This window comes from Dyella halodurans, assembly GCF_026283925.1.
GTDB classification, from domain to species: domain Bacteria; phylum Pseudomonadota; class Gammaproteobacteria; order Xanthomonadales; family Rhodanobacteraceae; genus Dyella; species Dyella halodurans.
The window spans coordinates 507,941-531,693 of record NZ_JAPDPF010000002.1; the positions used below are offsets into that span (position 1 = coordinate 507,941).

Consider the following 23,753-nt stretch of genomic DNA (forward strand, 5'->3'; position numbering starts at 1 on the left):
GCAACAGCCTTCCCATGCGCCCTGCACCACCCACCCCAGCTGAGCCCGATCGATGACCTTCCGTCCGCGTGAGATTGCCACCCGCCTGCTACTGGTGCTGGCGGCAGCGCTGCTGCTGGCGGGCCTGCTGCTGTGGCTGCGGCGGCCACAGCTGATCCAGTCCGAGTTCCTGGTGTTTGGCACGCGCGCGCGCCTCGAACTGCTCGCACGCAATCGCGACGATGCCGAAGCCGCCCTGCAGGAGATTGGCCGGCTCTTTGTCTACGACCACCACACCTGGCACCCCTGGGAACCCAGCGAGCTGACCCGGCTCAACGAGGCCCTCGCCAGGGGTGAGTCCTACCGGGTGCCGGCGGTCGTGGCGGACCTGATTCGCCGGGCCCAGCAGGGCTACACGCAGAGCGACGGCTTGTTCAATGCCGCCGCGGGCCGCTTGATCAGCGCCTGGGGTTTCCACACCAGCAACTACCCCGTGCAGACGCCTGCGCCCGCGGCGGCGCAGGTACGCACCCTGCTCGCGTCCCATCCAGGCATGGACGACGTGCGCATCACCAGGGACGGCAGCATCAGCGCAACCAATCCCGACGTATCGCTCGATCTCAACGGACTCTCCGAAGGCTACGCGGCAGCGCAAGTCCGCCAGTTGCTCGCGCGGCACGGCATCCACGATGCACTGGTGTATATCGGTGGCTTCGTACTGGCGCTGGGACACAACGACAGCCAGTCGTGGCGTGTGGGCGTCAGCGCTCCGTCAGGCGTACTTGGCAGCATCGACCTGGACGACAACGAAGCGCTCGCCTCCTCCGGCGACTACCAGCGCCACCGCGCGGGGGCGGTCGACCTGGGCCATATCGTCGATACGCGGACCGGCTGGCCGCAGCGGGCCAGCGCGGCCACGAGCGTGCTCAGCGACGACCCAGTGTTCGCGGACATCGCCGCCACGGCGCTGATGGTGGCCGGCCCGGCCGGCTTCCAGCAGCTGGCCGACCATATGCATCTGAGCTGCGCGCTGCTGCTGGGCCACGACGGCGTGCTCTACATCACCCCTGGCATGCTCGCGCGACTGCACGGCAGCCCTCCCGCGGCCGGCCTGCTCATCATTCCCCAGCCATCGTCCGATTGCCGGCGCGGTGCGCGCGGAGATCGCGACGAGGGCGTGGTCGTACCGGAGGGGATCTAGCCTCCGCGTGCCTTCAGGGACTCTAGGCCAGCCCCGGGGGCACGTGGCAGCGTCACCGACCTATCAGTGACTTTGCCAATTGACGCAGCTGATCCGGTTTCACCAGCACCAACTCCCGCCCGTCCACCGCGATCAGGCCTTGCTGGCGGAATCGGGTCAGCACCCGACTGACGGTCTCGGAGGCGAGTCGCAGGTAATTGGCGATGTCGCCGCGCGACATGCTCAGGCGAAAGCGCTCGCCGGAAAATCCACGTTCCGCAAAGCGATCGCCCAGATCGATCAGAAAGGCCGCCACCCGCTCATCTGCACTGTGGTCACCCGCCAGTCTGCTGGCCGAGCCCAGTTCCTTGCTGAGCATCCGGAACAGCTCCTGTTGCACCGCCGGCATGCGCGATGCCAGCTGACTCATGGCGGGAAATGAGAACCGGCAGAAATGCGCCGTATCGAGCGCAATCGCATCGCAAGGGAATCGCTCGGGATAGATGGCGTTGAGGCCGATCACTTCGCCGGGCAAGTAGAAACCGAGCACATGTTCGCGCCCATCACCGTCCAGAACCCGTGTCTTCACCATGCCGGCGCGCACGGCGTAGATGGCACGGAAGGGCGCGTCGGTACGGAACACATATTCATCGGCATGGTACGGCCCGATGTGCTCCACCAGGCAGTGCAGTTCGGCCAGCTGCGGCTTGGCGTAGCCCACGCTCAGGCATGCGCTGGAAAAGGCACAGGTGCGGCAGAAGTGGGTCTCGTCGCCATCATCCGCGATCGGGCTGGGTTCTTCTGGCAACCGACCGGATGGGATGTGGGTGCGCATGGAAAAGGGGCTCATCGGATGGCGAATATCGCAAGAGTAACCTGTCGGCGCCTTGCCGACACCCGCGCCGTCGCCCCGGATGGGCGGGCCCCAGCATGCATGCCCATGGCGACCCGGCGTCCTGGCGTTTGCCTGACCTTCGTCAAGGCCATGAGCGTTCCCGGCATGGACCATGGGCGCCTGCCTTGTGGAGATACGCCATGGACCCCGTTCGAAAGCACACCCGGGAATGTACCCGTCGGGTACGGTCAATGTCCCAGCCGCAGGCTTGCTGGCGAGGTGGGGTGATATGAGCGCGGCGCAGCCCATGTCAGCCACGGCCGGGCACGACCATGCCCTGGATGCCTGCTTTCTTGGCCCGTATGGCGAAAACGACACGCTGCTGGAGAAGCTCCTGGTGGAGTTTCTGCGTGACCATGTGTATTGGCGGCGGAACTTTCACCCCGAGGATCCGCCGGCCATCGCCACGACGGCCGCGCAACACCCCGATTACCTGGCTTATGAGGCGCGCATGCGCCGGGAACTGCATAGGCTATCGGCCGCCCTGAAAAAGTCGGTGCCATTCCATAGCCCGCGCTATATCGGCCACATGGCCTCGGATCTGCTGCTGCCGGGCCTGGCGGCGCAGATGCTCACCCTGCCCTACAACCCGAACAATGTCAGCGAAGATGCGGCGCCAGTAACAGTGGAGCTGGAGGTCAAGGTCGGGCTGCAGCTCGCGCGCATGCTCGGCTACCCCAATGACCCGAATCAGGACCTGTGCGCCCTGGGTCATCTCACCTCGGGCGGGACGGTCGCCAACTATCAGGCCCTGCGCCTCGCGTTGGCGCTCAAGGCGTTTCCGGTGGCCTTGCGTGCGGCGCAAGTTCCGGAAATCGAGCTACCTGCGGATGATTGGAGCGCCTTCAACCTCGCTTCCGCGGATGGCATTGCCCTCTTGACCCAATGGCAACGCTGGCTGTCTACGCTGCCGCCGGCCGAGCGACACCACTGGCAAGCTCGCGTGGAGGCCGAGCGCATCGAGCAACGCGGCCTGGTGGACTTCTTCACCGCCCATTCGCAACTGTCGGTACCACTCGTCCTCGCGCCCGCGACGGCTCACTACTCATGGAGCAAGGGCCTGAAGCTTCTCGGCCTGGGCCGAAACCAACTGGAATTGCTGCCGACACGAAGCATGCGGCTGGATCCGGAAGCACTTCGCGCGACGCTGAGGCAATGTGCGCGTGAGCGGCGATCCGTCCTGATGTGCGTAGCGGTGCTGGGCGGCACCGAATACGGCACCATCGACCCTGTAGATGGCGTGCTCGCCGCGCGCGCTGAAGCGCGCACTCTTGGCCTGGATTTCGCCGTGCACGTGGACGCCGCATGGGGCGGTTACCTGGCCACCCTATTCCGCCACGCAGACGGCAGCCTTCGCTCGCGCGACGAAGTCGGGGCGGAATACATCCAGTTTCCGACCCCCGCGGTTCACGCGGCTTTCGCGGCGCTAGGCGATACCGATTCCGCAACGGTGGATCCGCACAAGCTCGGTTATCTGCCCTACGGCGCAGGCGCCTTTATTTGCCGCGATCACCGCGCCATGGCCTTGCTCGCCGAGCGCGCCGACTACGTCTTTCAAGCCGGCACGCCGGCCGACTACATGACCCGCTACCGCAATATCGGCCAGTTCACTCCGGAAGGCTCCAAAGCGGGCGCCGTCGCTGCAGCCGCCTACGTGACCCATCAGGTGCTGCCCTTGCACCATGCGCAATTCGGCCGACTGCCACGCGCCACCATACGCGCAGCAGAGGAATTCTATGCGCGGGCACGCCGCTTTGCGATCGACGTCGCTGACGTCGTAGCCGTGCTGGTGCCCTTCGTACCAGACAGCAACCTGGTTTGCCTGGCGCTCAATCCCGTGGGCAACCGTGATGTACGCGCCGCCAACGTCTTCATGAGCACCCTGCAGGGCATGCTCAAGTGCGAACCCGAGCAGCCGCTGCAGTCCAAGGAGTTCTTCGGCTCGGGCACCAGCCTGCGACCGGAGATGCTGGGGCCTGCCGAGACCGATCGCATCTTCACGGGACTGGGACTCGACGCCATTGATCCCAACCAGAATCCTGAGCACGACCACCTGAGGATTCTTCGACACACCTTGATGAACCCGTATCTCGTGAATCGGGAAAACGGCATGAACTATATCGACGGCTATTTCGACTTCCTCGAGCGAAGCATACGCGCGCTGCTTGCGCGCTCACCCTGGCATCGCGAATCAGGCATCGTCGCCGAGGCCGGTCCAAGGCCGGCATCGGAAGGTCGCGCTGCATGAGTTATCCAAATCGATTTTCGCGTATAGACAGGTAAACGCGCGCAAAGCCTGCGGTTCGCGTGTTCGACGGGCATGGCGTCAGCTGTCAGGTCCGGGACGGCAAAGTACCGTGGTTAGTCGGCGACCACCTGACGCACCATTTTCAACTCGCGCACGTCGTGCGGATGACGCCATGCGCTTGTTCGAGCGCAAGGTCGGCACAGAAATCATGCCAGTTGGCCATGCCGAGTCCTCACCTGACTTGCGTCAGCGACGCTGCAAGGACGGATGGCCATGATGCGCATCCAATCATAGGCAAGGGGCCTCGCATGCATTTGGTCTGTCCCGCCGGCAACCTGCCGGCTTTGCAAGCGGCGATCGACGCCGGCGCCGATGCGGTCTACGCGGGCTTTCGCGATCAGACCAACGCACGCGCTTTTCCAGGACTCAATTTCAGTGACGAAGAGCTGCGCCAGGGCATTGCCTACGCACATGCTCGAGGTCGCAAGGTCTACCTGGCTCTCAATACCTATCCGGACAGTGCCCGACTCGCACTGTGGCAAGCAACGGTGGACAAGGCGGCCAGCTTTGGCTGCGATGCGATCATCGCCGCGGAAATGGCCGTGCTCGATTATGCCTCGCGCAGTTATCCCCAACTGGCGCGACATCTCTCGGTGCAAGGTTCGGCCACCACGGCACCCGCCTTGCGCTATATGCACGAGCGCTTCGGCATCGAGCGAGCGGTGTTGCCTCGCGTGCTGTCGATCCAGCAAGTGGAGCGGCTGTGCGAGCAGTCGCCCGTGCCACTGGAAGTGTTCGCGTTCGGCAGCCTGTGCATCATGGTCGAAGGTCGCTGCCAGCTTTCCAGCTACGTCACGGGAGCATCACCGAATCGCCACGGCGTGTGTTCGCCAGCGCACTTCGTACGCTGGGACGAACACCCCGACGGTGGGCGCAGCGTGCGCCTGAACCAGGTGCTGATCGATCGCTTTGGGCAATCCGAACCCGCCGGCTATCCCACCGTCTGCAAAGGTCGCTTTGTCGTCGGCGACGAAACATTCCACGCCCTGGAAGAGCCTACCAGCCTCAATACCCTGGAGCTGCTGCCACGCCTGGCGCAGGCCGGTGTGGCGGCACTGAAGATTGAAGGCCGGCAGCGCGGCGTGGCCTACGTGGCGTCGGTCACCCGAACCTGGCGGGACGCCCTGGATCGCTACCGCGCCTCGCCGCAGCACTGGTCGGCGAAGCCGACGTGGCAACAAGCCCTGTCACAGCATGCCGAGGGTCACCAGACCACGCTTGGCCCGTATCACCGCAACTGGCACTGAACCATGCACACAATGAAGCTCAGCCTTGGGCCATTACAGTATTTCTGGCCGCGAGAACGCACCCTATCGTTCTATCGCGAGGCGGTGCAGTGGCCGCTTGACATCATTTACCTCGGCGAGACCGTGTGCAGCAAGCGTCGCCAGCTTGGCACGCGCGACTGGATCGCCCTGGCCGCGGAACTCGCCGAGAGCGGCAAGCAGATCGTCCTGTCTTCGCTGGCGCTGATCGAGGCCGAGTCCGAACTTGGCATGCTTCAGCGCCTGATCGAGGATGGGCGTTTCCTGATCGAGGCCAATGATCTTTCGGCGGTGCAGTTATGCAAGGCCCGCGGCGCGTCCTTCGTCGCGGGCCCCTCGCTCAATGTCTACAATCACCGCGCACTGGCGCTGCTCATGAGCGACGGCCTGCAACGCTGGGTCCCCGGCGTCGAGCAGGGAGAAACGCTGCTTCGCGAACTGCGCACCGCTGTCCTGGCCGATGGCCTTGGCATGCCCGAGCTGGAAGTCATCGCCTTCGGCCGCCTGCCGCTGGCCTACTCGGCGCGTTGCTTTACTGCCAGGGCATTGGACGTAGCTAAAGACCAATGCGGTTTCCGCTGCATCGAACATCCTGACGGCCTGCCGCTCGCCACACGCGAAGGCCAAGCCTTCCTTCGCATCAACGGCATCCAGGTCCAAGGGGAGCAGATTACGGATCTAGGCCCTGAGTTGCCGGTGCTGCGCGAGCTCGGCATCGATATCTTGCGGCTGTACCCGCAGGCGGAGGGCATGCAGGATGTGGTCGCGCATTACGACCTTGCCCTCCGCTCGCCGACGCCACCACCGCGCATTGCCAGCCGCAACGGCTATTGGCATGGTGAGCCTGGCATGCAGCCGGTGGCCACCGCGCAGGCCTGACATGGCTTGACGATGTCGGGTCATCGCATCGCCGAAGCTTGCTATGACCCGGACACACGCTGACCGTGCGCTGCCTAGGCGGCACTGTCCACGCGATGGTGCGAACCCAGGCTGCCGCTTCGCTCCAATGCCGAAGCCAGTATTCGCTGGGCCAGCCGTGCTTGCCACGCCCTGGAACTCCAATCCGCGTTCTGCCGCATGGCGCGCTGCAGCGTTTCCTTTTCGCGCACCGGTCCCGCAGCTTCCCATAACCGCTGGCGAAGTTCCGCCAGCGGTTGCTCCCATAGAGGTTCGCCACGCTCGACCCAGCGAGAACCACCTGTGCAAGGACCCACGAAGGATTGGGACAAATGCTGGCCAAGCCGCCTTCCACAGAGCAGGCCTTCCAGCAGCGAATTGCTGGCCAGGCGGTTGGCACCATGCACCCCATTGCATGCCACTTCCCCGACGGCGTACAGACCGGGAACCGTGGTACGTCCATCCCCGTCCGTCGCCAGGCCGCCCATGTGGAAATGCGCCGCGGGCGCCACCGGTATCCAGTCACGACGCGGATCCACGCCATGCGACAGGCATGTCGCCAGCACGGTGGGAAAATGCCGGGCCCATTCGCCTGCTACCGCGCTGGCATCGAGCCAGGCACGGCCATCTGCGTTTTGCGACTGCCACACGCGGCGTGCCACGACGTCGCGCGGCGCCAGATCACCTAGCGGATGCACACCGTCCATCAGGAGTCTGCCGTCGGCATGACGGAGACGAGCTCCCGCACCGCGCAGTGCTTCGGTGATCAAAGGCAGGCAGTGGCCGCCGCTTACATCCAGCGCCGTAGGGTGAAACTGGACAAATTCGAGATCGCGCGCAGCCGCGCCAGCAGCCAGGCCCAGGGCCATGCCGCTTCCGTCGGCACCCGGGGGATTGCTCGTACGCGCGAAGAGTGCGCCGACGCCACCGGTGGCAAGCACGACCGCCGCGGCCTGGATCTCCTCGCAGCGACCACGGGCATCACGCGTACGCACGGCGCAGACGCGGCCATCACGCAGCAGCAGCGCCTCCACATCCACGCCGCCGCGCCATTGGATGTGGGAGGAGCGTTCGGCCTGCTCGCGCATGGCGCGGATTACCTCCGCACCGCTGGCATCGCCGCCGGCGTGCACCACCCGCGCAGCACCATGACCACCCTCTCGGCCCAACAGCAGGCGGCCGTTCGCATCACGGTCAAAAGCCACCCCGATTTGCGCAAGCCACTCGATGGCAGCGGGCGCGTTCATGCATAGCCAACGCACCATCGCCACATCGTTGTGGCCAGCCCCGGCGACCAAGGTGTCGGAAACGTGGGCTTCGACGCCATCCGTGGCATCGAGCGCAGCGGCAATGCCGCCTTGAGCCAGCGCACTGGCGCTACCGCCGCCGTCGTGGACGCGGCAAAGCACTCGCACCGGCATGGGTGCAGCCGCCAGTGCGGTAGCCAGGCCCGCCACGCCGCTACCAACGACAACGATGGGTCCCCGCGGCCGCATCAAACCGTCTCGCGCCGGCCTATGGCAAGCATGCGTTGCAACGCTGCACCTGCGCGATGGCCGATATCCGCTGGAACCTCGACGGGATGCTTCAAGTCGCGCAAGGCCGCATAGATGTTGGGCAAGGTGATCTGTTGCATGTGAGGGCACAGCTGGCAGGGCTTGACGAATTCTGTGGCAGGGAACTGGGCACGGAGGTTGTCGGCCATCGAGCATTCGGTGATCAGCGCCACCCGCGCCGGCTTCTCCCGCTCCAGCCACCGCCCCATGGCCGTGGTCGAGCCGACGAAATCCACTTCCGCGAGCACCTCCGGCGAGCATTCCGGGTGCGCCACCAGCCGGGCATCGAAGCGCTCACGCGCGTGTCGCGCCTGCTGGGCGGTGAACTTCTCGTGCACCTCGCAGCGCCCGTCCCAGAGCACCAGTTCCACATCCGTCTGCGAGGCAACGTAGCGACCGAGAAATTGGTCCGGCAGGAAAATCACTTTCGACGACTGCATCGACTCGACGATCTGTACCGCATTGGCGGACGTGCAAATGGCGTCAGACTCGGCCTTCACCGCGGCCGAGGTGTTGGCGTAGCTGACCACGGGAACGCCCGGATGGCGCGCGCGCAACGCGCGCACATCCTCAGCCGTGATCGAGGAGGCCAGCGAGCAACCGGCCTCCATGCTCGGGATCAGGATCGTCTTGTGAGGCGCGAGGATCTTCGCGCTCTCGGCCATGAAATGAACGCCGCACACGACGATGAGGTCGGCGTCACAATCCGCCGCCGCCTGCGCCAATCCAAGCGAATCGCCCGTGACATCGGCCACGCCGTGGAATATCTCCGGCGATTGGTAGCTATGCGCCATGATCACCGCGCCTCGCTGCTTTTTCAGCCGGTTGATGGCATCGATCCACGGCAGGTGCATGGCCGCCTCAATGCACGGAATCATGGTTTCCAGTAACGCCTTCAGTCCGGCGTACTCCTGCTCGAGTTCGTCGCGCCAAGCCGGCACGGGCAAACCTTCGGACACGGTCATATGTCTTGCCTATCTGATCGAACTGCGAACGTCGACAAGGCCCTTGCGGCTCAAGCCAACTCACCCCGATGCGCTGCTCTCGCAGCCCGCGCCAGACGCGCACCCCGGTTGAGCACAATGCGTATTCCCAGCGGCACTCGGTCCCATGGCAGCCTTTCGAGCAAATTGCGCGCCGTGAGGCCAAGCTCCGTATCTCCCGTCAGCACGAGCGCACGCTGGAAGAACAAGGTATCGGCGTCTTCCAGGCGTCCCGCGAGCAGCAGTAAATTTGTAGCGCTGCCACTTACCAGGGCGTCGGGCTCTTCATTGGTGACGCACAGCTTCCCGTTCCTGAGCACGAAAACCCACCGCAGGCGCAGGTCGCGTACATCGATGCCCAGCCGACGGTCGCGCATGAAGTCGAGGGATCCATCCTCGAGTGGCGCCGCCAGCACGCTGGACACCGCAGTCTCAAGCAAGCGTCGCTGCCAGTCCCGGGGCAGTACGCGCAGCATGGGAGCAACGCGTCCAGGTGGCGGAAGTATCCGCAGCAGGCGTGGCACAAGATTTGAAGTCAGTGTGTCGAGGGTCATGGTGCCGTGTATGGTCGCCGATGAAATCGACTCGCCACCCTGATGCAAATCAAGCTGGCCAGCATCGACGCCACCATCGATGACGACGCCCTGCTGACGGCAACCCTCACGAATGACCAAATCCAGAAGTTGTGCGGCCGTATCGAGCGGTACGTCGATCCTGGCGGCGAGCCTGGACGCCCGCAGGTGCATCTGCCGTTCGCGACCATGATCGCGCGTTGGCGCACCAGCGCGCTGCTTGAGCGTAGCCACGGCGCGCACTATCCGTCGCCGCACCGACAGCAATACGAGGAGGCTGTCGTCGACTCGGTCAATAGCGCCGCGGGCGCGCGCCAGGGCGATCCGCTCAAGCGACATCGGCTGTATCCCCTGTGTCCGCGGATAGCGCCTTCGCAGCCGGCAATACCTCCTGTGCATACACTCGCTGCGCCTCGACGACGTCGAAATCGGCATGCTGCCGCTTCTTGACCCCATAGTCGGAGAGTACGAGATGGGTATCGGCAACCACGCCTGCATTCGAAAGGCATGCCGAAACGCATTTCAGGACGCACCCGTCCAACGCCAGAATGCGTCGCCCACTCTGGGCAGTGCGCACCAATCCGGTGACGCCTCCGCCCACGCCTGCAATGCATGACATTTCAGCGGCGTGATCACGATCCAGCTTCAAGGCAAGGTGATTTGCCATCTGCGCGGCACTGGAACAACCGGAGCAGGAGTAGACGAGCGGAAGCTTGGCCTTCATCGGCAATTCCCGACTTTCGATGGATGGTGAATCGTCCAGCGCCACGCACCGCTCAGAACCAGGCAGAAGGCGAAACCACCATGACGTGGCGGCTGCCCGGCTGTGCGCACGTGACGAGACCTGCCGAACACGACGACGTCCGCCGCGAACGGGACCGACGGGGCTACCTGCGCGGGCGGCGCGAAGCCATGCTTCGGTCCAGCGAAAATCGCTGCATGGCGGACAGGTGCGAACGACCTCGTTTTCATGTCGCGCATCAAACCGCGAATGCGGCTGCCTACGCCCTGACGTGCGTCAACGCATCACGCAAAGACACGTCGGTTCGCCTTGCCCACGGCCAGGATGCCAAGCCTTCGTTGAATCCGGCGCTATGGGGTAAGTACGCCCTGCCCAAGCGCAAAGAGGCCATCACGATCGAGCACGGTCAGCACCCTTCCATCGATGTCGATCAGGCCTTTGCTGCGAAGGCGTCCTAGAACGCGACTTACCGTTTCCGCGGCAAGCCTGAGGTAATTGGCGATGTCACAGCGCGACATGCGCAAGATGAACCGGGTACCCGAGAATCCGCGCGCAGCATAGCGACGACTCAAGTCGGCCAGGAACGCAGCCATGCGCTCCTCGGCACTGTAATCGGCCGCCAGCTGGCTGGCCATGCCGAGCTCCCTGCTGATGAGGCGAAACAAATGCTGTTGAATCGCCGGCATGCTCGCGGCGAGCGCACTCATGGCCGGGAACGACAATCGGCACAGCTGCGATGTTTCCAAGGACACCGCATCACAGGGAAACTGATCCGGATAGATCGCATTGAGGCCTACGACCTCGCCCGGAAGATAAAACCCAAGCACTTGCTCGCGGCCGTGCTTGTCCACCACACAGGTTTTCACCGCGCCGGACCGCACGGCGAAGATCGCCCGGAACGGGTAGCCGGTCCTGAAAATGTGCTCGCCACTCCGAAATGGCCCGACGTGCTCGACCAGGCAATGCAGCGCAGCCAATTCGGGTTTGCCGTATCCCATGGTCTGACAGGATCCGGCGAATGCGCAGGCACCACAGAAGTGAGCCGCGTCACCGTCGTCCGCAATGGACGGGTCAAGCGATGCGGGAAGGCTGGCCAAGGGTCCTGAGTAATGCATGCTCGTCGCGCAACCTGTTGTTGACCCGTTGTCAAATAGTGCGCGAGTAGCGCACCGACGGTGTTTCGTTTGGCAAATACGCGTCAAAGCACATGGCGATGCTGCGCAGCAGGAGGCGCCCTTTGGGGGTGACGTGAATGGCGCGCTCATCCACCGTGACGAGACCGTCCTCGTCCAGTCGCCGCAAGCGCTCCAGTTCGGGTGCGAAGTACTCGTTGAATATGAGTCGATGCTGGTCGCCGAATGCTTGCCTGTCGAGCTGCCCATCGCACATCAGCTTGCCAATGAGCTTTCGGCGGATCAGGTCGTCCTCGTCCAGATGCAGGCCGCGCGCGATGGGCAATTTGCCGGCATCGAGCGCCGCGAAGTAGCCGAAGAGATCGCGCGCGTTTTGGCTGTAGCTGTTACCGATTCGACCTATCGCGCTGACCCCAAGACCTACGATGTCGCAGTCGCCGTGCGTGGAGTAGCCCTGGAAATTGCGCTGCAGCGTACCTGCGCGCTGCGCCCGTGCCAGCTCGTCGTCGGCACGCGCGAAATGATCCATGCCAATGTAGACGTAGCCGGCGTCGGTCAATCGATCGAGCGCGCGACCGAACAGTTCCAGGCGAACTCCCGGTTCCGGCAGCTCGTCGGCCACAATCTGCTGCTGTGCCTTGAACAGGTTGGGCAGATGCGCATAGCCATAAACCGCGACACGGTCAGGATTGAGATCGATCACCTCATCCAGGGTGCGATCGAAGCCAGCCAGGGTTTGCCGCGGCAACCCATAGATCAAGTCGACACTGGCCGACACGAAGCCAGCGGCACGCGCGGCGTCCAGGACCTCTCGCGTCTCAGCGACGCTCTGAATTCGATTGACCGCCTGTTGCACGGCCGGATCGAAATCCTGGATGCCCACCGAAATTCGATTGAAGCCAAGATCCGCCAACCCACGCACGTAGTCGCCATTGGCGAAGCGCGGATCGATCTCGATGCCAAATTCACGATCGCTCGCTGAGCTGAAGTTCCAATGCTGCGCGAGCGACCCGACCAGGTCCCTCATGCGCGGCAGGTCGAGGAAATTCGGCGTGCCGCCGCCGAAGTGCAACTGCCTGACGACGCGATCAGGATCGAACTTCGAGGCCATCAGTTCGATTTCGCGATACAGGCGCTCCAGGTAGACGTCGGCCTTGCCGATGTCGCGCGTGATGACCCTGTTGCAGCCGCAATAGAAACATGGGCTCATGCAGAACGGCACGTGCACATAGATCGACAATGGGCGCGGAATGGGCTCGTCGTTGGAGACCCGGATGACGCTGCTTAGTGCCGCCTCGTCAAAGTCACCACGAAAATGCGGTGCGGCCGGGTAGCTGGTGTAGCGCGGCCCGTTGGTGTCGTAGCGAGCGATCAGTTCGGCGTCGAACTCGGGGGTTTGGCTGGCCTGGTTCATGGCTCCAGTGTCTGGAGCAAGCGCCGGGCCTGCCCTGACACAAGTCAGGAGAAACGCACAATGCCCTACTTCTCGAGGCGATACCGTTCATTTTGCAGGCCGCCAAGGCCGAGCCCGTTCGCGGCAGCGAAGCCCCAACCCCCTCCTGGATTGCCTTGAACCAGACAGTCCGGGCTCTTGCATCACCCCGGTACCCGCCGAAGCCGTTTACCGAGGTCGGCGCGCCACGCATCCGGTATGCGCGTCGCCGTTTTCGGCGCTCCTGTGCGGAATGCAAGGCGGAGCACCCATAGGGCGCTCCGCCTCATCGTCGACCACGGCAGGTCCGTTCGTCTCAGCGCTGCTTGATCAGGCTGTGCATGGTCAACGGGCCGCCAAACTGTTGCAGCAACCCGCCTTCCCCAAGGCGGCCCAGGGTGATGGGAGCGAAGCCAAGCGAGGTGGCGAGCGATGCGACTTGCTCGTTGGCGTCGGCGTGGTCGCCTGAAACAAAGATAGTGCGATGGCCTTCACTCTGGCGCGGTTCGTCCGCAAGCACCGCGGCCGGCAGCGTGTTGAAGGCCTTGACCAGCTTGGCGCCCTTGAACTGGGCCGCGACCACGTCACTGGAGGGACGCCCGCCAAGATCCAGCGGTTTGAACGCGGGAAACTCGATCGCGTTGGTGGCATCCACCACAACCTTGCCGGACCAGCTGGTGCGCAACTTGGCGACCTCCCCCACCGACCCGAACGGGACGGCGAGAATGATCACTTCCGCATCCAGGGCGTCGCTGGTCTTTACGGCGCTTACGGTTGGAGCAAAGGCTTGCACTGCAGCTTCCAGCGAGGCGGGTCCGCGACGATTGCTGATGACGGCCTTGACGTTGTTGCGGGCGAACTGTTTGGCGAGGGCGCCGCCAATGGCGCCTGACCCGATGATGGCGTAGCTCATGAGATGTCTCCTGATGAACGGTGGATGGGATGGACGTCAAGGATTAGCGCGACTTGTGGTCGAGGCTGAGCGGGCCCGCGCCATTGACGGTCAGCAGCAGGAAGGCGCCGGCGATCGACACGTTCTTCATGAACATGATCATCTGCATCTGGTCGGCGAAATTCGTGTGGAACAGGATGCCGGTCAGCAAGGTGAAGCCGGCCAACAGGAACGAGACGACGCGGGTCTTCCAGCCGAGCATGATGGCGACAGCGCCAAGCACTTCGGTGGCGATTACCAGCGGAAGCATGCCGGCGGGCACGCCGACCGAGGCCATGTAGCTGGCGGTGGCGGCGTAGGCAGTGATCTTGCTTAGGCCGGAAAGCAGGAACAGACCAGCGATCAAGACGCGGCCGACGAGTTCGGCGGAGCTCTTGAGGGTGAGGCCAGACGCGACTTGGGGCTGGTCGATGGACGATGCATAGCTAACGGTTTCAATCTTGGTGTTCATGATGGATTCTCCAATGGGGATGGATAGGTCATACAGGCGAACAACTGGGACTTACGGCAGGCGGCCGGCTGCGCGCAGCTGGCGACCGATACGTGCGATTTCCGCTTCGCCTTCGGCGAGCGCGCGAGCATTGGTGTGGACGGAGTACTTGCCCATCACCAGGGGATACGGATGCTTTACGGCGGCGCCCAGCACGAAGGACACGTCGTCATGCGCCACCACGTCGATGGGATGGTTGGATGCTTCAAAGATGGCGAGGTCGCCGGCCGCCAGGCTCTCAGGCACGCTGGCCGTACCTCGATGCAAGGCCATCCACGCCACGGTCTCGCTCGGATTCGGCTGAAAGCGCCACTGCTCGCCTGCCTTCAGGCGCACATGCAGGTAGGTGATGCCGGCGGGACCGCGGATCGGGCTGGTCGCACCTTGGTAGTGCCCAAGCAGTACCCGCGCCGGACCAACCGCCGGCACCTTTTCCGGTGCGATGTTCTGGCTTTCCGGGACACCATTTTCCTGATCCGGCGGTAGCGTCACCCAGAGCTGGAAGAACTCCACGGGCGTATTCCCCACGACGTGACCGTCGTGCCACACACCGCCTCCCGCCCTCATCCATTCCAGCCCGCCCGTCTGCACTTCGCCCTGCTTGCCGGTGGTGTCTTCGTAGGCCACGCGGCCCGAAAGCACGGCCGTCAAGGTCGCGATGCCGGAATGCGGGTGAATGCCGAACAAGGGGCCGGCTGACGCCGGCAGCACGCCCGCATCCAGAAAGACGAAAGGCTTGATCCACTGGCCGAGATCGGAGGGGCTGACCAGGCGGGTGATCGGGCCACGGTGATAGCCCGTGGTGACCGTCCAGAGCTTGCGCGGCATGACTACCGATCCAATGGTCGATTCGGCTTGCGATTGGAAGGAAGCAACAGCATTCATGGAGGCGCCCTCGTTTGCGATGGAGGAAGGCTAGGCCTTGCCCGTGCATCTGAATAGCCTATATATTTCGATCAAATCTATCGTTTTGGACGATATATGCTTGACGCCGTCACGCTGGACCAGCTGCGCACCTTCATTGCCGCGGCAGAAGAAGGCAGTTTTTCCGCGGCAGGTCGAAAGTTGCGGCGTGCGCAATCGGTAGTGAGCCAGACACTGCTGAATCTCGAAGCCCAACTGGGCGTCACGCTGTTCGATCGCAGCGAGCGCTATCCCCGGCTGACCGAGGCAGGCGTGGCGCTACTGGCCGAAGCGCGCGGCGTGGCCGACCAGATGGACGGTTTCAAGGCCCACGCCCGCTCGATGAAAGAGGGCCTGGAGCCCGAACTATCCGTGGCGGTCGACGTGATGTATCCGATGGACGGGCTGACGCGTGCCGCCGGCTACTGCCGCGAGTCCTTCCCCAACACGCCCTTGCGGGTGTTCGTGGAAGCGCTGGGCGGCGTGATCCAGCCGGTGATGGATGGCGTGTGCCGCATCGGCATCGTGGGTTCGTTGCCGGTGATACCCGACGAGCTCGCATCGGAGCCGCTGATCGATCTTCCCCTGGTCACCGTGGTGGCGCCGTCGCACCCGCTGGCGAAGCATAAAGGCGCAATCGGCAGCAGGTACTTCGAGAAGCAGGTACAGCTGGTGCTGACCGATCGCACCTCGTTGTCGGAGGGCAGAACCTTCGGCGTGCTTTCACCGCTGACCTGGCACCTCGCCGACCTGGGTGCGAAGCACGCATTCCTGGCCGCGGGATTGGGCTGGGGGCATATGCCCTTGCCCATGGTCAAGAAGGATCTTGATGCTGGAACCCTGGTGAGGATAAGAATCGAAGGGCTCCCGCGCGAGTCGTTTCTCCCGATGCACGTGGTCTATCGCAAGGACGTGCTCCCCGGGCCTGCCGGCCGCGCCTTCATCTCGCAATTGCGCTGCTAGTGACGCGTCGAGCCGTCGACGACACCAATGTCGTGATGAGCGCAAACTTTTGGCGCAATCGGATTAGGCCATTGAACAGGCCATGGAGACACTTGCTGGGCGAACACGACGAGGTGGTGCGTACGTATGAAAGTGGCTTTGTTCGGTGCGACCGGCATGGTCGGTCAAGGCGTGTTGCGTGAGTGCCTACGGGACCCCGCCGTCTCGCAGGTGGTCTGCATCGGACGCACGCCGCTCGGCGTGCAGCATCCGAAGATTGAGGAACTCGTCACGGAGAACCTCTTCGCCTTGGATCAGATCGAAGACAGGCTGCGCGGCCTCGATGCTTGCTTCTTTTGCCTGGGCGTTTCCTCGAGCGGCATGTCCGAGGAAAGCTATCGCCACCTTACCTACGACCTGACCCTGTCAGCAGCCAGTCTGCTGGCGCGGATTAATCCCCAGATGACCTTTGTATACGTATCCGGGGCGGGTACCGACAGCACCGAGCGCGGCAGAAGCATGTGGGCGCGCGTGAAAGGCGCAACGGAAAATGCGCTGCTGCGCCTGCCGTTCAAGGCGGCCTACATGTTCCGACCCGGGGTAATCGTGCCCCTGGATGGCATCCAGTCGAAGACGCCGAGCTATCGGGTCTTGTACAGCGTGCTCGGCGTTTTGCTGTTGCCGCTGCAGCGACGCTTTCCTCGCTCCATGAGCACGACGCGAAGCATCGGGCTCGCCATGCTGGAGGTGGCTCGGCACGGGGCGAAGTCGCCGACGCTGGGGCCCGCGGACATCCACGCCGCTGCGAGCGCAGCAACAGCAAGTCGGAGTGGAGACTCTCTTTAAGTGGATGCCTGTGGATCACGGCAGAGCGTCCGGCGTGCCGCGATGGAAGCGGAATGGTTCGCGTGCGGCAACCGCTATCGCCCTGCAACGCCCGCCATCGGACGGCAGGCTTATTTGGCTGATAGGGCCTGAAGCAAATGTTGACGCCCGTCCTCGAGTATTTCCTTGGCGAGGACGGGGTCGGCATCGACGACCGCGCGCGAAAGGAGTAGCGAACCGACCATCTGGCTGAAAAGAGCGACCGCCATCTTTCTCTGCTCTCGCGGATTGTCGCCGTCGATCACTTTTGCCAGCTCGTTGAAGTTCAACGCCAGCCCATCAGCATAGGACTGCCGCGCTTCCTTGCCGAGTCGCCGAACATCGCCGGCGAACGCCGTCAACGGGCAACCCGCCTCGATATTCGCCAGATGGTCCGGCGACAGGTACCACTCGATGTGCTGCTGCATGGGGTCGGCCGCCTTCGCCCTGGACGCCTCGATACCGGCGACGAGTTCGGCTGCACCCTCTTCCATCGCCTTCTCCATCACGGCAGCGACCAGGGCGTCCTTCGACTTGAAGTGGTTGTAGAAGCCACCCTGGGTGAAACCCGCGGCCTTGGTCAGCTCAGCCAGCCCCACGGCCGCCACGCCTCGTTCGCGGAACAGTTTCTCCGCAGCAGCAACGATAGCCCTTTTATTTTCAATAACTTGCTGCTTTGAAACACCCATAAGTTCACCCTTGCCCGACGGTCGGTTAGCGGTTCGTCCTCAATCACAATGTCGATCACCATTGACAATCTTTGGTGTCAGTGGCAGCCTGCGCATTGTCGATGGTGATCACCATTGTATTTCATCCTGGCGCCCAGCGGCCAGCTCCCGATGCTGAAGGCCACATCGACGAACCCGCGCCCAGGCGCAGCGCCAGTCGAGTCACCCGTATCCAAGAGGAACCACCATGTCCAAGACCTCGCCCGAACAGAACAAGGACCTCGTCATCAAGGCATTCGACACGCTGTTCAACCAGCGTGACTACGAAGCTGCCGAACGTTTGTGGTCCGACAAGTACATCCAACACAGCGCGCATATCGAACCGGGCCGCGACGGCCTGTTCAATCTGGTTGGCAGCATCCCCAGCAGCCTGCGTTATGAGCATGGACTGGTCATGGCCCATGGCGACTACGTCATGTTGCATGGCCGCTTCTCTGGCATGGGTCTACCGGCGAACTGGATCGTGGTGGACATCGTCCGCGTCGAGAACGGTCTGTTGGCCGAACACTGGGACGTGATTCAGGACGAGGCGACACAGGAATCCTCAAAGAGCGGCTTGCCCATGTTCGGCGCGTTCTTCCCCGCCTAATCGCCACCCCAGGCGACCAGGTTCGCCTCTTTTGAATCTCGCAAGCAGGTGCACGACATGAACGAGTTGCTTGAGTTGGCCGTTGAGGCACACGGTGGCTTAAAGCGTTGGCAAGCGCTGCGCCACGTTGCCGCCGAACTTTCCGTGGGCGGTGTGATCTGGGAGCTCAAAGGACAGCCTGGGCTGTTTTCCAATGCCAACTACAGCGCAGATCTCCAAGTCCAACGCGCCACGCTTGGCCGCTTTGGAAACACCGACCGCCTAGTCCAGTTCTCGCCGGACAAGCTCGTGCTGGAGACCTCAGCGGGGCATGTACTGGAGGAGCGGGCGCATCCACGCGAGGCCTTTGCGGGCCATGACAACGAGACGCCGTGGGATCCGCTGCACGCGGCGTATTTCAACAGTTACGCGCTGTGGACCTATCTCACCCAGCCGTTCCTCTACACCTACCCCGGCTTTCAGGTGGCGGAGATCGAGCCCTGGCAGGAAGACGGTGAAACCTGGCGCCGCCTCAAGGTGCTGTTCCCTGGGACCGTGGCCAGCCACACGCGCGAACAAGTGAGCTACTTCGGTCCGGACGGCTTGATGCGGCGCCACGACTACGCGGTGGACATACTTGGTGGTGCCCAAGGGGCCCACTACATGGATGACTATCGCGACGTCGATGGCCTACGTATCCCGCATCGACGCCGTGTCTATCCACTCGGTGCAGGCAACGAGCGCGTAGCCGAACCGTTACTGGTCACCATCGACATTTCGGCGGTGAGCTTTACGTAACCGATCACCGGATGTGAAGCCGAGAGATCAACGCTGTCCCGTATCACCATGCTCCCACGCGGAGAACGCGTGACACTGCCATCAGGGCGTTGCAAGGCTGACCGGGCACCCAGGCAGCATGTCTTGTGGATGCCGGTTCGACGTCATGCCCCGGATAACAAGGTTGCTCCAGCAGCCGTGATATTTACGGTGTCACGTGAATATCGCCGGTCGCCAAGGCCAAACCCACCCAGGCGATCTGAGCATCGGCGCTGGCGCTCGCCAGCGCGGCTTGCGACTGCGCCATCAGCGCTTCGTCGTTGGCCAGGTCCGTATACGTACCTACACCATGTTGATAGGCATCGAGAGCCGCCTCGTAGGCAACACTAGCCGCGTGTGAGTAGGCCTGCGCCTCGGTGTAGGCTTCGCGGCTGGTGCGCAGATCGTTATAAGCCTTCACCACTTCCTGTGCGACGCCGTCGCGCACGTGTTCCAGCTGGTCTTCAGCGGCCTGGACCTGGGACTGCGCGATCGACAGATGCGCCGAGCGCGAGCCGCCATCGAAAAGGGGCAACTCGAAATTGAGGAAGACGGCGCCGCCCGGCTTGTTGATCGAATAGTACGGACTGCCGTCCGTGCTCAAGGCGCCAATATTCTGGTAGTAGTTGCCGGCGAAGCTGACGATCGGACGATAGGCGGCATGCGCACTCTGCACTTCGCCTTCCGCGGCCTTCACCTTCTCTTCCGCCGCGCGCACATCGGGCCGTCCCGCGAGCGCCTTCTGCACGTAATGATCGATGGACTCGGCGGGAAGCGCGGGCAAGGCCTGGTCTTTCGTTTCGCTGACCGTCAATTGCGTGTCAGCGGACAGGCCGATCGCTGCAATCAGCGACGCATATGCCGTGCGCACCGCGCCATTCGCCTTGACCTGATTGAGCCTGGACATCGCCGTCTGGCGTTCGGCCTGGGCCGCGGCAACGACAGTAGCCCGGCCGTTGCGGCGCTGGGCTTCCGTGGCGTCCTGAATCGTTTGCGCCGCCTTGACCGCTTCGTCGGCTGCGAGCAATTGTTCGCGACTGGACTGATAGTCGAAATATGCACGCGTCACACTGAAGACCAGTCGCTGTTGCACGCCGTTGTAGGCCACTTCGGCGGCCGCATGGTTGGCGCGCGCGGTTGCCTCCACGCCCGCGCGACGACCGAAATCGAACAACAGCCACTTCACGGACAGGGAGGGAATAAACTCGCGCGTGTCGGAGGTGAAGTATCCGCGTGATATCAGGTTGGTCGGAATCGGCAACGGCGTGCGCTGGAAACCGCCCACCGCCTCGAGGGACACTTGCGGGGCGTAGCTGCTGCGAACGACGTCGACAGCCAGCTCCGCCTGTCGCGTGTGTTCCCAGGCCTCGCGTGTTTCGGGACTCAGGCATTGCGCGATATCGAGCAAGCGCGGCAGATCGTAGCCGCCATGGGGTGTCGACGACGCTTCCATGCAGTGCGCCCGCAGCGGGGCAGCCTCTTCGCCGCAGGCATCGAAGGCGGCCAGGCACATGGCCATGGCCGTCAAGATGCCACGCACCCGCTTAGTGGGCCGGCGCGACATCCACGATCTCCTTCTGCAGGCAGGCCATGGCCTCTCTTTGCATTCGCGACCCGGCAGCACCATCCGCCCCGGTCGGACGCCCCCCTGCCCACGGCGGTGGCGAGCGCCCCTGCCCCGTCCGTACGGCCGCCTCCGAGAGCCAGCGCGCGGCCTCGCTACGTTCGGTGGCCAATGCATCCTGTTCGGCGACGTCTCTTCCGTGGCTGGGCACGGCGAACGCCGCCGCGGCGACCCGATCCAGCTGTCCTAGCGCCAGGTGAGCTGACGCCTCGTCCGACACGGGTGAAGCAAACAGGCCGCGCTCAAAGAAAGCCAGGGAGGCGAGCTTGTGCGAGCGCACCAGCTCCTGTGCCACGGTCAGACGCAGCGGACGATTTTCCTTCGTCGTATCCGATACCAGGCTGGCCAGCAGGCCGATCGCCTTGGCCATGGACGAACGGACCACCTGCAAGGCGCTCACCGGCCACAGCGTGCTGAAGATCATCGACATCAGGATGTTTCCAAGCACGATGCCGACGAGGCGATCACGCAGCACGGTCAGATCGGTGGCGGGCGCATAGTCCTGCAGCACGCCAAGGTAAAACGCGAACGCCATTTGCATGCCTGCGTAGGCGAGGCGTTCGCTACTGGTGGCCACCCAGGCGCAAAGCGCCGATGCGACAGCGATCAGCAGGCTCAGATCGCCGATGTCGGTCAGGTGAGGCAACAAGTAGACGATGCAGAAGCCCGCCAGGATGCCGCCTGCCATGGCGCCGGCGAGGCGCAGGCTCAGCTTGTGCATGGTCTCCGCCATGCTGCCCAGGGCGACGAAGAAGCACGTCGTGATGGCCGTACGTATGCCAGGCCAATCCAACAGTGTGTAGATGCAGTAGGCCAGCGTCACCGCCAGCGTCGTTTTCAGGGCGAACTGTGCGTGGCTCCGGTTGCTGAAGGCGTCGGGTACGAACAGGTGCTTGGCTTTGAACGCGGGAGCCACCGCCACGGGCCTTTCTGTCGCACTCTTCAACAGCTCATTCGTCGTGCGCGCCAGCGCCAGGATGATCGGACGTGACGCAACGTCGAGGGCGCCGAGCCCGCGCGCGTCGACCACGCATTCGCGTACCCGAGGTGCCGTGCCGGTCAACAAGGCGTCGCGGCAGGCATCGATGGCATGCGCAATGGGCACGCGTGCGGCAAGCGGCGCATCCCTCGGCAGCAGGCAGAGCAAGGACAGCAGGGTGACCAGCCCCTCGAACATCTCAAGGTCGATCGCCGTCTTTGCCTTCAGTTGCCGGTCCCACAGGCAGGCGTGTTCGTGCAGGGCCATCGTGTCGACAGCCTCTTCCCGCAGCTTCACCGGGTCTGCCTCGCCCCGTCCATCGAGTATGTCGGCTGTTCGTCGGAGCAGATCATCGGCACGCCTGCGCACCAGCTGCACCGGATTCTCACCCCACGCCAGATCGATAAGCACCGTGACGAAGGCAGGCACAGCCACGACCACCCACAGCCACAGCAGGATTCGGGTCAGGACTTCGGCGGAGGGAACGTCATCGATCAGCGTCTGCGAGAGCACCAGCACGAAGCCGGCGAGAAATGCGATCGGCCCCAGGGTGCTGGTCCGGGCAAAGAACATGGCGATGAAGGTGCTGACCGCCAACAGCGGAAGACGCAGCCCGGGTTCACTCGCATCCAGCAGATAGAACAGGAAGGACAACGCCACGGCCACCGTGGCCGCCAACGCACCGCCGATGGCCGTGAGCAGGGTTGCCGCCGTTTCCTCGCCGCTGACCAGGAACACGATGTAGGCCATATAGGCCGGCAGGGGAATCTGGAAGACCATGCCGAGCGCGACGACCAAGGTACTGCCGGCAGTAATGCGCCAGACGGCCCGCATCCTCCCTGGACGCGGTGCCAACTCATGCCGCAGGAAGCCGAGCAGCATCGGGCGTTCCGGCGGACTGCTAGTCATGGTGATCGTGCTCCACCTTGACCGAAGCCGTCGCGCCGATGCGCATGAGCTGCTCGGGCGGGTCGTCGAGCCGCACCCACACCGGAAAACGTTGCGCCACCACCACCCAGTTGAGCGACCTTTCCACCACGGGCAGGCCGGGTCCGGCCTTGTCCTCCGGCTGCACGCCGGCGCCCAGGCTCTCTACATGGCCATGTACTGGCTGGTTCTCCCTGCCCATCAGCCAGGCCGTGGCCTTGTCGCCGATATGGATGTGCTCGAGATCGGTCTCCCGAAAATCAGCGACGGCATACCACTCATGCAATTTGATGAGGGTGAACAGTGGACTGCCGGCCGAGGCGAAGGCGCCCTCCGCCAGTTGCATGCCGACCACGCGCCCATCGAAGGGAGCGCGTATCGTCGCTTCGCGCAGATCCCGGGCGGCCAATGCCTCGGCAGCTTCGGCACCGGCGAGTTGCTCGACCAGGCTGGCAGTGTCGCCGACGGCCTCATGGGCCTGCGCCGCCTGCAACGTGCTGGCGGACAGCGCGGTTGCCGCGCTTTGCTCGTTGGTGCGCGCCTCATCGATCTGCTGCTGCGTGACGTAGCCCTTGCCAACCATTGGCTCCAGCCGTTCGCGCGTCGAGCGGGCCAGCGCGAACTGCTCCTTCGCCCGCTGGATCTGGGTGGACGCCGCCATGGCGCCCGAGGTCTGCGCATTCACCTGGCGACCCGTGAGATCGATGTCCGCCTTCAGCGCGGCGACCTTCGCCTTTGCCTGCCGCAAGCGGAGTTCGAACGGCTCGGGGTCGATCTGCGCCAGCACATCGCCTTGCTTGACCCGTTGGTTGTTGACGACGCGGATCACCGTAATGCGGCCGCTTACCTCCGGCGCAATACCGGCGGTGTAGGCAAACAGGTGAGCGTCGTGGGTCCGCGGACGGCGGTCCGCCACGAAGATGACGACGACGAGCAGGACGAGCGCCACCGCCACGATAAGCAGGGTAAGGCTGCGCCCAAGCCACGAAGGTCGATTCGTTGTTGTCGTCATGGCGGC

Annotated in this window: 22 protein-coding genes; 8 read left to right on the plus strand and 14 right to left on the minus strand. The window is 63.8% G+C overall.

All coding sequences use genetic code 11. The features are described from left to right. Positions 1–52 precede the first annotated feature (52 nt). On the plus strand, positions 53–1,180 hold the full coding sequence (locus OUZ49_RS05860) for an FAD:protein FMN transferase (protein ID WP_266149076.1): 1,128 nt from the start codon (positions 53–55) through the stop codon (positions 1,178–1,180). A gap of 52 nt (positions 1,181–1,232) precedes the next feature. On the opposite strand, the gene OUZ49_RS05865 is transcribed toward OUZ49_RS05860, so the two are convergent. After that, entirely contained in the window at positions 1,233–1,994 is a 762-nt protein-coding gene (locus tag OUZ49_RS05865) for a helix-turn-helix domain-containing protein (RefSeq protein WP_266149388.1), read from the minus strand. Between the two features lie 307 nt (positions 1,995–2,301). Between OUZ49_RS05865 and OUZ49_RS05870 the strand changes: the two genes are divergently transcribed. The 3 genes from OUZ49_RS05870 to OUZ49_RS05880 all read left to right on the plus strand — a co-directional run bounded on the left by OUZ49_RS05870 (position 2,302) and on the right by OUZ49_RS05880 (position 6,506). Further along, entirely contained in the window at positions 2,302–4,302 is a 2,001-nt protein-coding gene (locus tag OUZ49_RS05870; RefSeq protein WP_266149077.1) for a pyridoxal phosphate-dependent decarboxylase family protein, read from the plus strand. A gap of 308 nt (positions 4,303–4,610) precedes the next feature. Then, the gene (gene ubiU, locus OUZ49_RS05875) at positions 4,611–5,609 is read left to right on the plus strand and encodes a ubiquinone anaerobic biosynthesis protein UbiU (protein WP_266149078.1); all 999 of its coding nucleotides are present in this window, start codon (positions 4,611–4,613) and stop codon (positions 5,607–5,609) included. Between the two features lie 3 nt (positions 5,610–5,612). Next, complete coding sequence (locus tag OUZ49_RS05880) at positions 5,613–6,506, plus strand: U32 family peptidase (protein ID WP_266149079.1); 894 nt, start codon at positions 5,613–5,615, stop codon at positions 6,504–6,506. 74 nt (positions 6,507–6,580) lie between these two features. Here OUZ49_RS05880 and nadB read toward each other — a convergent pair whose 3' ends face one another. The 9 genes from nadB to OUZ49_RS05925 form a co-directional block, all read right to left on the minus strand. Then, a complete protein-coding gene (gene nadB / locus OUZ49_RS05885) occupies positions 6,581–8,020 on the minus strand; it encodes an L-aspartate oxidase (protein ID WP_266149080.1) in 1,440 nt (479 codons plus the stop codon). Next, positions 8,020–9,045 (minus strand): quinolinate synthase NadA, encoded by a 1,026-nt coding sequence (nadA, locus tag OUZ49_RS05890; RefSeq protein WP_266149081.1) that lies wholly within the window; start codon positions 9,043–9,045, stop codon positions 8,020–8,022. The genes nadB and nadA overlap by 1 nt, the downstream gene beginning before the upstream one ends. 50 nt (positions 9,046–9,095) lie before the next feature. Beyond that, positions 9,096–9,974, minus strand: coding sequence for a ubiquinone anaerobic biosynthesis accessory factor UbiT (gene ubiT / locus OUZ49_RS05895; protein ID WP_266149083.1), 879 nt, complete (start codon positions 9,972–9,974; stop codon positions 9,096–9,098). Next, positions 9,964–10,404 carry a putative zinc-binding protein gene (locus OUZ49_RS05900; protein WP_323134913.1) on the minus strand — a complete coding sequence of 147 codons (441 nt, stop codon included), beginning with the start codon at positions 10,402–10,404 and terminating at the stop codon, positions 9,964–9,966. The genes ubiT and OUZ49_RS05900 overlap by 11 nt, the downstream gene beginning before the upstream one ends. A 323-nt stretch (positions 10,405–10,727) precedes the next feature. After that, complete coding sequence (locus tag OUZ49_RS05905; protein WP_266149085.1) at positions 10,728–11,492, minus strand: helix-turn-helix domain-containing protein; 765 nt, start codon at positions 11,490–11,492, stop codon at positions 10,728–10,730. A gap of 31 nt (positions 11,493–11,523) precedes the next feature. After that, positions 11,524–12,924, minus strand: a complete 1,401-nt coding sequence (gene hemN, locus OUZ49_RS05910) for an oxygen-independent coproporphyrinogen III oxidase (RefSeq protein WP_266149087.1) — start codon at positions 12,922–12,924, stop codon at positions 11,524–11,526. Positions 12,925–13,258: 334 nt separating this feature from the next. Further along, positions 13,259–13,870 carry an NADPH-dependent F420 reductase gene (locus OUZ49_RS05915; protein ID WP_380004634.1) on the minus strand — a complete coding sequence of 204 codons (612 nt, stop codon included), beginning with the start codon at positions 13,868–13,870 and terminating at the stop codon, positions 13,259–13,261. Positions 13,871–13,898: 28 nt separating this feature from the next. After that, the gene (locus OUZ49_RS05920; protein WP_266149091.1) at positions 13,899–14,345 is read right to left on the minus strand and encodes a DoxX family protein; all 447 of its coding nucleotides are present in this window, start codon (positions 14,343–14,345) and stop codon (positions 13,899–13,901) included. Between the two features lie 51 nt (positions 14,346–14,396). Beyond that, positions 14,397–15,269 carry a pirin family protein gene (locus tag OUZ49_RS05925; RefSeq protein ID WP_266149092.1) on the minus strand — a complete coding sequence of 291 codons (873 nt, stop codon included), beginning with the start codon at positions 15,267–15,269 and terminating at the stop codon, positions 14,397–14,399. A gap of 96 nt (positions 15,270–15,365) precedes the next feature. Here OUZ49_RS05925 and OUZ49_RS05930 point away from each other — a divergent pair, with 96 nt between their 5' ends. Both OUZ49_RS05930 and OUZ49_RS05935 read left to right on the plus strand, forming a co-directional pair. Continuing rightward, complete coding sequence (locus OUZ49_RS05930) at positions 15,366–16,250, plus strand: LysR family transcriptional regulator (RefSeq protein WP_266149093.1); 885 nt, start codon at positions 15,366–15,368, stop codon at positions 16,248–16,250. Between the two features lie 126 nt (positions 16,251–16,376). Beyond that, on the plus strand, positions 16,377–17,075 hold the full coding sequence (locus OUZ49_RS05935; RefSeq protein WP_266149094.1) for a Rossmann-fold NAD(P)-binding domain-containing protein: 699 nt from the start codon (positions 16,377–16,379) through the stop codon (positions 17,073–17,075). 110 nt (positions 17,076–17,185) lie between these two features. On the opposite strand, the gene OUZ49_RS05940 is transcribed toward OUZ49_RS05935, so the two are convergent. Further along, a complete protein-coding gene (locus OUZ49_RS05940) occupies positions 17,186–17,782 on the minus strand; it encodes a TetR/AcrR family transcriptional regulator (RefSeq protein ID WP_266149095.1) in 597 nt (198 codons plus the stop codon). Between the two features lie 226 nt (positions 17,783–18,008). Between OUZ49_RS05940 and OUZ49_RS05945 the strand changes: the two genes are divergently transcribed. Next, entirely contained in the window at positions 18,009–18,410 is a 402-nt protein-coding gene (locus OUZ49_RS05945) for a nuclear transport factor 2 family protein (RefSeq protein ID WP_266149096.1), read from the plus strand. 57 nt (positions 18,411–18,467) lie between these two features. Continuing rightward, complete coding sequence (locus OUZ49_RS05950; RefSeq protein ID WP_266149097.1) at positions 18,468–19,187, plus strand: hypothetical protein; 720 nt, start codon at positions 18,468–18,470, stop codon at positions 19,185–19,187. A gap of 184 nt (positions 19,188–19,371) precedes the next feature. Here OUZ49_RS05950 and OUZ49_RS05955 read toward each other — a convergent pair whose 3' ends face one another. The 3 genes from OUZ49_RS05955 to mdtN are packed head-to-tail and all read right to left on the minus strand — an operon-like array spanning position 19,372 to position 23,747. Further along, the gene (locus OUZ49_RS05955) at positions 19,372–20,769 is read right to left on the minus strand and encodes a TolC family protein (RefSeq protein ID WP_266149099.1); all 1,398 of its coding nucleotides are present in this window, start codon (positions 20,767–20,769) and stop codon (positions 19,372–19,374) included. After that, on the minus strand, positions 20,750–22,717 hold the full coding sequence (locus OUZ49_RS05960; protein ID WP_266149101.1) for an FUSC family protein: 1,968 nt from the start codon (positions 22,715–22,717) through the stop codon (positions 20,750–20,752). The genes OUZ49_RS05955 and OUZ49_RS05960 overlap by 20 nt, the downstream gene beginning before the upstream one ends. Then, positions 22,710–23,747 (minus strand): multidrug transporter subunit MdtN, encoded by a 1,038-nt coding sequence (gene mdtN, locus OUZ49_RS05965; RefSeq protein WP_266149103.1) that lies wholly within the window; start codon positions 23,745–23,747, stop codon positions 22,710–22,712. Before mdtN ends, OUZ49_RS05960 begins: the two co-directional genes overlap by 8 nt. Positions 23,748–23,753: the final 6 nt, after the last annotated feature.

Coding starts and splice junctions, on each gene's coding strand:
- OUZ49_RS05960 (WP_266149101.1), bottom strand. CDS start 22,717: ATGACTAGCAGTCCGCCGGAACGCCCGATGCTGCTCGGCTTCCTGCGG.
- OUZ49_RS05880 (WP_266149079.1), top strand. CDS start 5,613: ATGCACACAATGAAGCTCAGCCTTGGGCCATTACAGTATTTCTGGCCG.
- mdtN (WP_266149103.1), bottom strand. CDS start 23,747: ATGACGACAACAACGAATCGACCTTCGTGGCTTGGGCGCAGCCTTACC.
- OUZ49_RS05905 (WP_266149085.1), bottom strand. CDS start 11,492: ATGCATTACTCAGGACCCTTGGCCAGCCTTCCCGCATCGCTTGACCCG.
- OUZ49_RS05920 (WP_266149091.1), bottom strand. CDS start 14,345: ATGAACACCAAGATTGAAACCGTTAGCTATGCATCGTCCATCGACCAG.
- OUZ49_RS05865 (WP_266149388.1), bottom strand. CDS start 1,994: ATGCGCACCCACATCCCATCCGGTCGGTTGCCAGAAGAACCCAGCCCG.
- OUZ49_RS05930 (WP_266149093.1), top strand. CDS start 15,366: ATGCTTGACGCCGTCACGCTGGACCAGCTGCGCACCTTCATTGCCGCG.
- OUZ49_RS05860 (WP_266149076.1), top strand. CDS start 53: ATGACCTTCCGTCCGCGTGAGATTGCCACCCGCCTGCTACTGGTGCTG.
- nadA (WP_266149081.1), bottom strand. CDS start 9,045: ATGACCGTGTCCGAAGGTTTGCCCGTGCCGGCTTGGCGCGACGAACTC.
- OUZ49_RS05935 (WP_266149094.1), top strand. CDS start 16,377: ATGAAAGTGGCTTTGTTCGGTGCGACCGGCATGGTCGGTCAAGGCGTG.
- OUZ49_RS05945 (WP_266149096.1), top strand. CDS start 18,009: ATGTCCAAGACCTCGCCCGAACAGAACAAGGACCTCGTCATCAAGGCA.
- nadB (WP_266149080.1), bottom strand. CDS start 8,020: ATGCGGCCGCGGGGACCCATCGTTGTCGTTGGTAGCGGCGTGGCGGGC.
- ubiT (WP_266149083.1), bottom strand. CDS start 9,974: ATGTCGCTTGAGCGGATCGCCCTGGCGCGCGCCCGCGGCGCTATTGAC.
- OUZ49_RS05950 (WP_266149097.1), top strand. CDS start 18,468: ATGAACGAGTTGCTTGAGTTGGCCGTTGAGGCACACGGTGGCTTAAAG.
- OUZ49_RS05940 (WP_266149095.1), bottom strand. CDS start 17,782: ATGGGTGTTTCAAAGCAGCAAGTTATTGAAAATAAAAGGGCTATCGTT.
- OUZ49_RS05925 (WP_266149092.1), bottom strand. CDS start 15,269: ATGAATGCTGTTGCTTCCTTCCAATCGCAAGCCGAATCGACCATTGGA.
- OUZ49_RS05955 (WP_266149099.1), bottom strand. CDS start 20,769: ATGTCGCGCCGGCCCACTAAGCGGGTGCGTGGCATCTTGACGGCCATG.
- OUZ49_RS05870 (WP_266149077.1), top strand. CDS start 2,302: ATGTCAGCCACGGCCGGGCACGACCATGCCCTGGATGCCTGCTTTCTT.
- ubiU (WP_266149078.1), top strand. CDS start 4,611: ATGCATTTGGTCTGTCCCGCCGGCAACCTGCCGGCTTTGCAAGCGGCG.
- hemN (WP_266149087.1), bottom strand. CDS start 12,924: ATGAACCAGGCCAGCCAAACCCCCGAGTTCGACGCCGAACTGATCGCT.